We start from the raw sequence: 12,580 nt of genomic DNA, 5'->3' as shown, positions 1-12,580 counted from the left end.
GGGGGCCTCGGAGTTGGATAGGATGTCTTAATGAACTATTTGCTGCACCTCGTCGTGGGGGGCGCCCACGGCCACGCGGCTGCGGCGCAGCTTGGTGAGCAGCAAGCCCAGCAGGAAGATGGTGAGCGTGCCCACCACGATAATCATGCTCTTGTGCAGCGGGTTACGCAGCAGGGCCAGGTTGTCGGGGAGGTTGGCGGAGAAGGTCATCCAGAGAATGACCACCACCCCAATGATGGTAGCGGTGAGGGCCTCGTGGTTGCTGGTTTGGCGGCTGATAACGGCCAGCAGAAACAAGCCCAGCATGCCCGCAGCAAAGATGCCCGACAGCTCCCACCACACGTCGAGCACGCTCTTGATGCCAATCATGGCAATGCCGGTGCCCATGCCCAGCAAACCCACCACCACCGTGCCTAAGTGCAACGCGCGCATCATTTGGCGGCCGGTGAGTTTGGTGTTCCAATACCGCTCGTAGATGTCGGCGGTGAAGACGGTGGCCGAGGCGTTCATGCCCGAGCTAATCGTGCTCATGGCCGCGGAGAGAATGGCCGACACGATGAGCCCCACAAAACCCGTTGGGATTTTGGTTACCATGAAGTGGGGCATCACCTTGTCGCCGTAATCGGAAGGCAGGAGTTGGGAGGCAGTTTGGCTAATTTGGGCGGCGGTGGCCGTGAGGGGCAGCCGCTCGGCGGCCACCTTCAGCTTCACGGCCTCAATCAGCTCGGGGTGCACCTGATAGTAGGCAAACAGCGCCGAACCGATAATAAAGAACAGCAGCGACGCGGGCAGATACAGCCACACGCACAGCCAAATCGACTTGGTAGCCTGCTTGGCCGACGTAGCCGTGTGGTACCGCTGCACGTAGTTTTGGTCGACGCCGAAATTGTTGAGGTTGATGAAGAAGCCGTACAGCAATACCACCCAGAAGGTGGATTGGGTGAAGTCGGGCGCGAAACCACCGAGGCTGAACTTGCCGTCCTGCTGCCCGATTTCCACCACTTTAGCCACCCCGCCGGGCATGTTCTCGATAATCAGATACAGAATCAGCAGCGCCCCAAACGTTTTGATAACGCCCTGCACCACCTCAGTCCAGATAACGGCTTCAATACCGCCCAGCACGGTGTAAATGATGATGCACACGCCGGTAACCAGCATAATCATCTCCATCGAGAAGCCGGTGAGGGCCTGCAACGTGAGGGCAATACCGAAGAAGATGGAACCGATGCGGGCGAGCTGCGTCAGCAAGAAGCACACCACTGCGTAGGTGCGCGCCCAACTCCCGAAACGCTTTTCCAGGTGCGTGTAGGCCGATATTTCGCCGGTACTACGGTAAAATGGTACAAAGTATTTGGCCGCCACCCACGCGGCCAGCGGCATGGAAATACTGAACACAAAGGCGTTCCAGTTGGTCCCGAAGGCCTTGCCGGGCACACCTAGGAAGGTGTTGCTACTCAGAAACGTGGCGTAGATGGATAGGCCAATGGCCCAGCCCGGAATGGTCCCCGACGCACTGGAATACTGCTCCGGATTCTTGTTTTTGCGGGCAAAGTACACGCCCACGGCAATCATGGCTACCAAGTAGAGGGCGATAATGGCAAGGTCAAGGAGTCGCAAATTGTTCATGGAGCAAACTTCACTGAAATGCCGCGAATCTTCGCCTACACCGGTAAGTTGAGTATGTACAAATTTACCTTCGGCCAGCCCCGCGTCCGTATATGATTTTCCCCTCCTATTGTAGCATCTTGACTTAGGTTGTATTCTGGTTGACTGATTACAACACACTCACAACGAAACGGTCATGCAGAGGCGGAGCCGAAGCATCTCGCATGGTGTCGTTGGAGAGCTAACTCAATGATTCGAGCAAGATGCTTCGGCTCCGCCTCTGCATGACAGGTAGTTTGGCAACGTCAGCAGGCGAGATGCTTCGTCCCTGGCTTGATGCGCCTCATGCTCTGCATGACGGACTTTTTCAGGCAAGCTTACACCCTACTGTACCTCCAGGCCCGACACGCTAAGGCCGGCGGCGTCTACGGCGGTGAGCTTCACGGTGTAGCTGCCGGCGTTGATCATGGAGCCGGTGGAGCTGGCTAGGTAGTTCCATTTGCCGGGCTTGGAGGGCACTAGTTCCACGGTTTCTTCCTTGAGCACAGTGCCATCGGCTAGGGCCACGCTGAGTTTGCCGGTTAGGGGCTTGGTGAGTTGGTTGGCGTAGCGCACGGTCAGCGAATAGGTATCGGCCACGCCCACCTGAATCGTCCATTCCACTGCGCCACCCGCGGCTTCCTTGAAGGTGATGCTCTCCTTGGTATTGACGGTTTCGCGCACCATACCGGGCCCAGACGTCCGGGCGGTGGCGGGCTTGTAACCCGTTATAGCTTTGAGGTCGTAGGCCGGCTCGATGGTGCTGGCCCGGTTAACGGCCACGATGTAGGGCCGCGTGTTCGGGGTACTGCTGTTTGGGCCGAGGGCTACGGTAGAACCCGCCGCGAACCGCTGGCGGTACACCCGGTACTGGCGGCCACCGGCTTCGTTGGTTTCGAGGGTGGTTTTGGTGTCCTCGTACTGCTTGAGCCAGGTAGGCGGCGTGGCCTTGGCATCAAGTGCGATATACACATCGGCAGCGGTGCTGACCTGGAAGGTGCCGCGAGACTGGCTAGCCGCCGTGGCAGCCGTTTTGAGTTGGGCACGCAGCCACTCGGCTCCGTACAGCGCCGAAGGCATGTTGCTGAACGCCACCGGCGAATCAGTATAAGGTTGGTTGCCGGTATCGAGCCAGGTTTGCGCGGTCCACTGACCGGCAGCAGCGGCAGTGGTGCCTTGCAGGTTGCTGATTACTGACGGTGACGCCGGGGCATGCTTGGCGTTAGCATCGGTGCTGGCAATGGCAATGGCCGAAATCAAGGCTTGGCCGGAGGCTACGCGGGGGAATGTTATTTCCAGCTGGCCGCCGGTTACGCGGGCTTTCACCGTCTTTTTCAGGGCTTTGTCGTGGCCCACTTCCTTCCAGATGTCCAAGTCTTTAAGCACGGTTTCGCCGTTGATGGCTACGTCGAACAGGCGCCAGCCGGTGCAGTCGAGGCCGCCGCCGGTACCCAGCCAGGGCTCCGTGAAATACAGCTCCACTTGGTAGTCGCCATCGGGCACCGGGAAAGTGTAGCGCAGTTTCTCGCGGCCGTAGCGGAAGTCCTGGAACAGCGGCCAGTCGGTGGTGCCTTGGATGGGGTCGAAGGTGCGGCGCTGGCTGGCGAAGAACGACGAAACACCCGGAAACTCCCGCGTCCACGACTCGGAACCCCAGGTGGTGGGGCTGGTGCGGGGCTGGTCGGGGAGCCACTGGCTGCCGTGGCGGTCCACGTAGGCCGGACCGCCGCAGTTCACGCGGTAGAGGTAGTTGAGGACCGGCTGCGGTGCGATAATGGGTTGGGCACCGGCCAGTAGCTGCTCGAAACCAGGCGCTTTAGGCAAATGGTGCAGCACGATGTAGTCTTTCGCCACCGCTTTGCCGCCCACGTAGCCCACGGCGTAAAGCACGTTGTATTGGATATCGGCTTTGTCCCACTGGAAATGAGTGCCGATGCCGGCGCGGGTTTTGCGACCCAATGACGTAGCATTCACGTCATTAAAAAGCTCCACTTCGTCGCAGTTCGAGTATACCGCAATGCTGTCTTTGAGGCCGGGTTTCAGCCACCGGTCGGGCCAGGTGTGAGAGGCCAGGTACACCATCGGCTCCCGGTCCTTGGGCGCGTAGTTGGCCCGAAACATATAAAATGCGTCCGTCGGCTCCTCCCAGGGCGTGAGCAGGCCCTTGTAGTTCACGGGGCCGATTCGGTCAAGCTCGCGCTGGCCTTCCCCGCCCTGCACCCGTCCGGGGTTGTCATGCGAAGTCAGCAGCCAGAAGAAGTGCCCAGCGGTTTTGTCCTTAGCCGATTCCGCCAGTTTCACTTTCAGTTCCATAAGCTGGGTGAACCGGTCCTCACTGAATGGGCCGCTGTTGAAAACGGGCGGGCCTTCGGAGTGCAAATCGAGGGTGCGCCAAGCGCCGTACTCGCCGATGAGCACCTGCCGTTCCACGTCGGCGCCGTAGGTGTTGGGGTCGCCGCCGTAGGTGCCGGTCCAGTTCTGGGGCACGTCCCAGTCGGTCCCCTTGCCGCCGTTGCAGGTCGTGACTTTGCGCTGCCGCGAAGCCGTGGGGTCGAGCTGGCGGATAAGGGCAGTACACTCCTTGGCGAAGTCTTCGGGCAGGGTGCTCTCGTTTTCCAGCCCCCACAGCACCACCGACGGGCTGTTGCGCCGCTCCTTGATCCAATCGACCAGCAGCGTCTTGAAGTTCTGGCGAAACTGCGGCGTGTCGTACCAGACGTGGGCTGCCAACTGGGGCCACCATAGCCAGCCCAGCGAGTCCCAGTTGGCTTGATAGCGCAGGTTGTGGGGCTGGTGAGCGTCGCGGAAGGCGTTGAAGCCCGCCGCTTTCATCTGCTCCACCCGCGTGCGAACCTGCTCCGGCGAAAATGCGTGGCTCTGGCCCAACAGATGCTCATACTCAGCAATGCCGTTGATAAACACCGGCTTGCCGTTCAGCAGGAACTGCTTCTGCCCTGCCGCGGCTACTGTGCCAATTGGCCAGCTGATCCACCGAATACCGTAGGGCGTTTCCAGCTCATCAAGCAGCTTGCTACCAGCCTGCACACGGGTTACGAGGCGGTATAAGTAGGGGTCTTGCAGGGACCATAAATGCGGCTGTTTGAGCTGCGGCAGTTGCTGGCGTAGCTCCGCCGTTTCACCGGCCGCCAGCTTGCGCTTCGTCTTGGTTTCGGCCATTACCTTACCCTGCTTGTCAAGCAGTTGGTTCAGCACCGTCAGGGTCTGGGCTTTGCGGCCGTAGTTCTTCACTTCCGTAGTCACCAACAGCTGTGCCGCCTGCGCCGTGAGCGTAGAATCAGCCCAGATGTGCACCCCAAACGGCTCAATGCGCACCGGATTAGTCACTACCAGCTGCACTGGCCGGAAGATGCCCAGCGGCTGCGAGCCTTCCGAAAAACCCCGTTCCTCGGAACAGCCCCCGCACACCCACGGCAAATCCTGGATCCCAGCCGGGTGGTCGGCGCGCACGGCTAATAGATTAGGTTGGCCATCAAGACGAATGGCGTCAGTGACGTCCAGCGTGAAGGTGGTGCGGCCGCCAGCGTGCTGGCCCACGGATTTGCCGTTCAGCCACACGGTAGCGTAGGAGCCTACTCCTTCAAAGAAAAGAAAGTAGCGCTGCCCGTTTTTCGGAGGCGTTACGCTGAAGGTTTTGCGGTACCAGGCGTAGCCGTGCAAGTTGCCGTGGCGCTGGCGACGGTAGCCCTCGTAGGCGTCCCAGTTATGAGGCACAGCCACGGTTTTCCAGGTTCGGTCGTTGAAATTCGCTTGCTCGAAGCCGGAGTGCGCCTGCTGGTTTTTCTCGTCCACGGCTGTGCGCCAGTTGTCCAGCAGCGGGATTTCGGTGCGGAGCGAAGGTTGAGCATAGGCAGCAACTGCCGCAAATACGATGAGGAACAGGAAAAATAGACGAGGCAACATATAGTGCTAGAACTTAAACTAGAGCTAAAAACTAGTTCCCCTCCTCAATTGAGCAGGGGTTAGGGGTGGTTGATACGCTGGGCGGTTTTATAAACTAATGCTACTGAATGTTCAACGATTGTCAACCACCCCTAGCCCCTCCTCAGCTGAGGAGGGGAACTAGTTTTTAGCTCTAGTTTAGCTTTAGGTCACCTGTCAGCTTATACACCTTCCCCTTTTTCGTGGTGAAGCGCAGCTCTTTCCCGCCGTACTTCACCACGCATTCCTGCCCGGCTTCCGACTGGATTTCCACTTGCTGCAACTTGCCTTGCTGCCACTTCAAACTCACCACGAAGCCACCGCGGGCGCGCAGGCCGCGCACCTCGCCGGTGGGCCAAGCAGTGGGCAGGGCGGGCAGCAGGTCGAGGTAGCCGGCGTGGCTTTGCAGCAGCATTTCGCCCATGCCAGCCGCCCCACCAAAATTGCCGTCAATCTGGAAGGGCGGGTGGGCATCGAACAGGTTGCGGTAGACCCCGCCTTGCTCGGAGCCGGTGGCGTTGTCGGCGGGTGAAAGGAGCTTTTCGAGGATGCGCAGAGCATGGTCTCCGTCTTTGAAGCGGGCCCACAGGTTCACTTTCCAGGCGAGGCTCCAGCCGGTGCCTTCGTCGCCGCGCTGGGTGAGGGAGGTACGGGCGGCCTGCATTAGTTGAGGGTCGTTCCAAGTGATGTCGGTGCCGGGGAACACGCCCCAGAGGTGCGACACGTGGCGGTGCGTGTCGGCGGGGTCGTCTTTGTCTTCCAGCCACTCCTGCAATTGCCCGTGCTTCCCGATTTGGTTGGGGGCTAATTGGCTGGCTTTTTCCTGGAGTGTCTGCCGAAAGTCTGCATCAGTGCCAAGCACTTGCGCGGCGGCGGCCGTGTTGCGGAATAGCTCCCGAATCAGCTGGTGGTCCATGGTGGGGCCGGCAACCAAGCCGCCGTGCTCGGGCGAGTTGGAAGGCGTGCTGATCAGCCAGTTGGTGCGCGGGTCCTTCACCAGAAAATCCACGAAGAAAGTGGCAGCCTGCTTCATGATGGGGTATTGCTGGCGCAGAAAATCCCGGTCGTGGGTGAACTGGTACCGCTCCCAAATGTGCTGGCTTAGCCAGGCTCCACCCGTCACCCAGATGCCATGGTTGGACGCGTTGATGGGCGCCGTACCCCGCCAGATATCGGTGTTGTGGTGCAGCACCCAGCCGCGGGCGTTGTAGTGCTCCTTGGCCGTGACCTGCCCCGCCTGCGCCGCCTCATTGATAAGCTGGTACAGCGGCGCCGCGCAAGCCGAAAGATTCAGCAGGTCGGCGGGCCAGTAATTCATTTCTAGGTTGATGTTGGTGGTGTACTTACTGCCCCACGACGGCGTCAACGACTCGTTCCAGAGCCCCTGCAAGTTGGCCGCCGGACCACCCTGCCTTGACGACGAAATCATCAGATACCGCCCGTACTGCTGGTAAAGCGCCAGCAATGCTGGGTCGGCAGTGGGACTGAACTGCTTGATCCGCTCGTCGGTGGGCAGCCGCTCATTCGGCGTGTGGCCCAGGTCAACGGAGTAGGTATTGAACAAGGCTTGGTAGTCGCGCACGTGCTCTTTTTCCAGCGCCTCATACGACTTGCCACTCACGTTACGCAGCGCCTGCGCCGCCAGCTTTTCAGGGTCAGCCGATACGTCCTGGTAGTTCTTGAAATTGGTAGCGGCCGTTAAGTAGAGCGTCGCCTCATCGGCCCCCACTATCTGGATTTGGTTGTCGGTGACGGTTACTTTGCCGCCTTTAGTTTTCACCCGCAGGTAGCTCACGCCCCGCAGCACCCCGTCGCGCACCTGCACGGCCAGAGCCAGCGTGTGGTCGTCGAGGCGGTAGATTTTCTGGTTTTTGTGGGGGCTTTGCAGGCGGGCGTTCAGGCTGATTCGGCCATTTTCACCAGCACTTAACCGGCTCACTATAGCGTTGCGCGGGGCACTAGCAAAGTACTCGCGAATAAAGGCTACCCCATTCTGCTTGTAGTGGGTTAAGGCCATGGCGCTGCTAATGTCCAATTGGCGCTGGTAGTAGGTCACCGCACCCGTTTGCGCGAAATCCAACAACACGTCGCCAAACGGCTGGTACGATGCCTGGTAGCTCGGGAACAGCGGCGGCTTATCGTCTTGCACCCAGAACTGCCACGCTGGGTTCAGCGGCACCCCGGTAGCGGGGTCGGCGCCCTCGGAATACACTACAAATACCGGCTGCTTTTCCTTCACCCCAATCAGGCCGCCCTTGTCGTAGTAGTTGATAACCTGAATGGCCAGTTCGTTGCGGCCGGGGCGCAGCACGGCGGCTGGCACTTGGTAGCGGCGCTTCTTGCTGATGCCTTCGTCGGTGCCTACTTGCTGGCCGTTCACGAAGGTTACGTCTGCGTCGCGGATGCGGCCTAGGCTGAGCGTGAGGGTTTTGCCAGCCCAAGCAGCGGGCAGCTCGAAAGTCGTTTTAAACCAGACTACCCCATCCATTCCCTCCAAGCCCAATCCGGCGCTTTCCCAACCGTTGGGCATGTTCAGCGTGAGCGGCTTCCAAGTATTGCTAGCCACCGTAGCCTGGGCAACTGTAACGGCCTGCGCCTGCCGGAGCCAAGCGGCCTGCTCCGCTTTGTAGGTTTCTTCGTGGTCTTGCTGACCCATGAAATGCTGCGCTGCTAACGCTTCGGCCTCGGCTTGCTTGCCGGCCGCTAGCAACTGCCGAATCTGGGGCAGGTACTGCGCCGCACCGGGGCGGGCGTATGCTCGCGGCCGGCCGGTCCAGAGCGTCCCTTCGTTGAACTGAATCCGCTCCTGCTCTACTCCTCCAAACACCATAGCCCCCAGCCGGCCGTTGCCCAGCGGCAGCGCATCAGTCCACTTCTCGGCGGGCTTGGTGTACCAGAGCCGTAGCGATTGGTCCTGCCCCACGCAGGTGCCGGCAGTGAGCCAGCTTACCAGAAGTAACAGAATGAGGCGTGGGTGGAGCATGAAATTGAACAGGAAAAAGGAATTATAGGAACGTCATGCAGAACGCAGTGAAGCATCTCGCGTGCTGATGCAGGATTAGCAACTTGACGTCAGCACGCGAGATGCTTCACTGCGTTCTGCATGACGTTCTGTTGTAAACTCAAGCTAGTTCACTACCACCTTCTCCTTCACTTCAGACTCCTGGCTTACTGGGGCTTTCACGTACTTGAAGTTGTTGTTCTGGAGCACGATGTTGCGGGTTTTGGGGCCTTTCAGCTTCAGGAAATTCTCGGTGCCGGCGGCGGGGAAGGTGTTATAGATGAAGGCGTCTTCGGTGTTGGTTAGCTCCACGAGCGGCGTGGCGGCAGACGGCATGGTGCTGCGGAGTCCGTCGAGGCGGAGCTGCTGCACGTTTTCGGCGCGCACGGCGGGGCCAATTTGCGGGTTCACCTGCACGTTATGGAAGGCAATGTTGCGCGCTTCCTTCACTGTGAAGCCCTGTTTGGCGTCGATGTTGATATTACTGAAGGTCACGTTTTCGATGGGCATTTCGGCGAGGCCGTTGAGGTAGCCGGCCTGGTTGCCTTCGGCGGTGATGTTGCTGAAGTGGATGTTGCGGAAGCGCGGCGTGCGCTCCGAAACGGGTTCTTCCTTGGTTTTGGCATACTGCATGTCCAGCACAATCACCTGTTCGCGGATGTTCTTCATCACCACGTTGTCCACCCGAATGTCCTCCACTACCCCACCCCGCCCGCGGGCCGTTTTGATGCGGATGCCCCGGTCGGTGCCGTCGAAGATGCAGTTGGAAATCGTGATTTTCTTCACCCCGCCCGACATCTCACTGCCAATCACCACCCCGCCGTGCCCACTGAGCATGGTGCAGTTGGTGATGGTGTAGTTTTCGGCCGGCACGTTCATTTTGCGCCCCGCCTTGTCCTTACCCGACTTAATAGTAATGCAGTCGTCGCCGACGCTGATGTGGCAGTTGCTGATGTGCACGTTGTTGCAAGACTCCGGGTTGATGCCGTCGGTGTTTGGCGACTTCGGGTTGTTGATGGTGACACCCATGATGGTCACATTCTCGCAAAATTCGGGGTTCACTGTCCAGAATGGGGAGTTGCGGATGGTAATGCCTTCGATGCGGACGTTTTTGCAATACATCGGCTGGATGAAAGGTGGGCGCATGAAGCCACGCTCAATCACGCCGGGCTCGTCGGGCTTTAGTATGTCTTTGTTGAGACGGAAGAACTCCTGCTGCCACTTGGAATCCTGACTCGCCCGCGACTTGCCTTCCGCAAAATCCCACCACTTTTTTCCTTGCCCATCAATGATGCCCCGGCCCTTGATAGTGATGTTCTCGGCCTTGTACGCGTAAAACAGCGGCGAGAAGCTGGTGATGTCGATGCCCTCGTAGCGGGAAGCTACCATAGGCAAGTAGTCGTCGAAATTATCGCTGAAGTACAGCACCGCGCCGGCTTCAATGTCGATAGTGATGTTGCTTTTCAGATGAATTGGGCCGGTGCGGTACTTGCCTGCTGGAAAGTACACCGTGCCTCCACCGGCCTTGCTGGCCGCTGCTATTGCCTTTTTGATGGCCTCAGTGGCGAGCTTCGTGCTGTCGTTGCGGGCGCCGTATTTGAGCACGTTGTAATACTGCTGAGCGCGTACCGTAGTAGTGCTAAGCAGTAGTAACAGGGCGAGTAACAGGGAATTAAGCTTCATGAGCAACAGGTTATTACCAAATAATCAGAACGATAAGCTCCACTCCTCAGATGAGGAGGGGATGTGGCTGCGAAGCAGACGCTGGGGTGGTTGAGGTCGTTGCTGATGTTGTTTACAATGAATAAGAATCGTTGAGGCGGATTACCTAACGGCGCGGACGCCCGTCAACCACCCCAGCGGCGAGTGTACTCGCCGCATCCCCTCCTCATCTGAGGAGGGGAGCTTGATGTTCTTACAGCTTCGCCATTACGCGTTTCAACTCGTCGGCGTGCCCGATTTCCTTGCCGTCGGCGAAGATGCGCAGGCCCTGGCCTTTATTGTATTTGGTGCCGGTTTTGTCCCAGAGCACCGTGAGCATGCGGCCGTGGTAGCGCACTTGGTCGAGGCAGAAATAGTCCCACTTGCTGGCGGGCACGAGGGGGAATACCTCTACCACGTTGTCGGGGCGGGGCTTGAGGCCGACTAGGCCGGTGATGATGAGGTCGGCGAAACCGGAGTGGTTGTAGTAGCTGCTGCGCGGGTTGTCGCCTTTCAGCCACTCGCCATTCTTTTCGTCTTGGTACTCTCCGAGGTAGGGTTCCCCATTCTTCTGGTGCGAGGCGGCGTATTTGCGCAGCTCGTCGTAGTAGATTTGGGCGCTCATGCCGTCCTGGTTTTTGTACTGCGTGAGCAGGTTGGCGAGGCCTTTCAGGGTTTGGGTGGTGGCGAAGGGCCACACCGCGCCGTCCCACTCGCAGCCGTGACCCGAGCCGTGGGTACGGAAACCGGGCGCGCGCCGCTCAGCTGTGGTGATACCCCAGGGAGCCTTGAAACCGCCTTCATCGGTGAGCTGGGTCCACTGGTTGGCGTACTTGGGCTCGTCGGGGGGCAGGGAGAAGTACCACGGAATGTAGCCCAATTCCTCGCGCCACTCGCAAAGGCCGCCTTTCTCGTACTGCACCTTGTAGAAAGCGGATTTATCGTCCCAGAGCGTGGTGTTTACCAGCTTGCGGAGCTGCTCGGCTTTCTGGGCGTATTTGCGTTCTAGCGTGTCGTTTTTGGTGAGTTTTGCCATGGCCGCCAGCGCCTTGGCGTTGCCGTACATGTAGCTGTTGATGGTGGGGCGCACGTTCTTTTCCTTGCGCCCACCGCTAATGGATTCCTCCATGGCGTCCTTCACGTCGTATTGCCAGAACATGCCATTAGGCAGCATCCGCTCCTTTTCCCACAGCCGGTAATCGGCGGTGAGAGCGGGCAGCACTTCCTGCACGAAGGCCTTGTCGGTCTGCACCTTGTACAGCTCATACACGGCATCTTCCAACCAGCCACTGAAGCCGTGCAGCCGCGGGGCCGTCCGTTTGGAGTCCACGTAAAGCCAGAATTTGGTGTACTGGTTCACGTACTGCGGGTCGTGGAGCCAGCGGCCTTCGTTGAGGTGGTGGCCCAGCGCGCTGCTGATGGTGTTATGGGTGCCGGCGTGCTTCATCGGGGTGATAAACTCCGTAAACACGTAGCCATCAGGCGTTTGCTTGAGGTGCTTGCGCATGGTCCACCATCGGTAGTAGTAGATCTGCTGCAACACCGAATCGGGGCACTCGAACAGCGGCACCTGCGCCGCCATCCAGTCGGCGGTCTGCGCGTTGGGCACCAGGTTGATAACGTCCTCCTTGTCCAGCGCGTTGAAGCGGGCCACGCTGGCACGCAGGCCATCGGTGGTAAGTACCGGGCGCGCGGATGTGGTTTGGGTGGTTGACTTCGTGGAGTTACAGCTAGCGCCGCCAAGTAGTCCGAGGGAAAGTAAAAGTGCTGTGGTGCGTGAGAGCATATGCTACTTTCTAGTGCGTTTTACTCTAAGATTAGAGGCTAACTCCCCTCCTTTTTCAAGGAGGGGTGCCCGGAGGGCGGGGTGGTTTGCTGGAATTAGAAAGCTAGAGCTAGTTGTCGTTCTAACGGTTTTACCACCCCGCCCTCCGGGCACCCCTCCTTGAAAAAAGGAGGGAAACTAGTCACTAGCTCTAGTTTTCAATACTGAATTATTCATTCTATTTCTATTTCTATTACTGAAATAACCAGTCGATTTCCTTGGTTTGCTCGCCGTTGCTGCCGAGGCCCGCATTGTAGGCTGGTAGCGGCTGGCTGGCATCCACGAAGCCCAGAATCAGGCAGGCACCGCGGCTTAGGTTGAGGGTGTGGGTACCCGCTTTAAAGGAATAGACGTGCACATTCACAGGCGGCTGCCCGGCCACCACCAAACCGTTGGCAATCTTGACGTCGGCCTGACCATAGTCGTTGGCGCTGGCGTCGATTTCCAATTGCGGCGCGGGCAGGTAGCGC

6 protein-coding genes are annotated in these 12,580 nt (G+C 59.0%); all 6 read right to left on the bottom strand.

All coding sequences use genetic code 11. From position 1 onward, the window contains the following. Positions 1-27: 27 nt before the first annotated feature. Positions 28-1,626 carry a sodium:solute symporter family protein gene (locus G536_RS0106305; RefSeq protein ID WP_022822742.1) on the bottom strand — a complete coding sequence of 533 codons (1,599 nt, stop codon included), beginning with the start codon at positions 1,624-1,626 and terminating at the stop codon, positions 28-30. A gap of 363 nt (positions 1,627-1,989) precedes the next feature. After that, positions 1,990-5,565, bottom strand: a complete 3,576-nt coding sequence (locus tag G536_RS0106300) for a malectin domain-containing carbohydrate-binding protein (protein WP_022822741.1) — start codon at positions 5,563-5,565, stop codon at positions 1,990-1,992. Positions 5,566-5,737: 172 nt separating this feature from the next. Further along, on the bottom strand, positions 5,738-8,566 hold the full coding sequence (locus tag G536_RS0106295) for a glycoside hydrolase family 95 protein (protein ID WP_022822740.1): 2,829 nt from the start codon (positions 8,564-8,566) through the stop codon (positions 5,738-5,740). A 144-nt stretch (positions 8,567-8,710) separates the two neighbouring features. Continuing rightward, on the bottom strand, positions 8,711-10,267 hold the full coding sequence (locus tag G536_RS0106290) for a glycoside hydrolase family 28 protein (RefSeq protein ID WP_022822739.1): 1,557 nt from the start codon (positions 10,265-10,267) through the stop codon (positions 8,711-8,713). A 232-nt stretch (positions 10,268-10,499) separates the two neighbouring features. After that, on the bottom strand, positions 10,500-12,071 hold the full coding sequence (locus tag G536_RS0106285) for an MGH1-like glycoside hydrolase domain-containing protein (protein WP_026879891.1): 1,572 nt from the start codon (positions 12,069-12,071) through the stop codon (positions 10,500-10,502). Between the two features lie 232 nt (positions 12,072-12,303). Next, positions 12,304-12,580 (bottom strand): hypothetical protein (locus tag G536_RS32465; RefSeq protein ID WP_033369742.1); only part of this gene is annotated, 277 nt, incomplete at its 5' end.

The organism is Hymenobacter norwichensis DSM 15439, from assembly GCF_000420705.1.
Lineage (GTDB): Bacteria > Bacteroidota > Bacteroidia > Cytophagales > Hymenobacteraceae > Hymenobacter > Hymenobacter norwichensis.
The sequence above is the reverse complement of the archived record's forward strand: the minus strand, read 5'-3'. Positions and strand labels throughout refer to the sequence as shown.

Coding starts and splice junctions, on each gene's coding strand:
- G536_RS0106295 (WP_022822740.1), bottom strand. CDS start 8,566: ATGCTCCACCCACGCCTCATTCTGTTACTTCTGGTAAGCTGGCTCACT.
- G536_RS0106290 (WP_022822739.1), bottom strand. CDS start 10,267: ATGAAGCTTAATTCCCTGTTACTCGCCCTGTTACTACTGCTTAGCACT.
- G536_RS0106285 (WP_026879891.1), bottom strand. CDS start 12,071: ATGCTCTCACGCACCACAGCACTTTTACTTTCCCTCGGACTACTTGGC.
- G536_RS0106305 (WP_022822742.1), bottom strand. CDS start 1,626: ATGAACAATTTGCGACTCCTTGACCTTGCCATTATCGCCCTCTACTTG.
- G536_RS0106300 (WP_022822741.1), bottom strand. CDS start 5,565: ATGTTGCCTCGTCTATTTTTCCTGTTCCTCATCGTATTTGCGGCAGTT.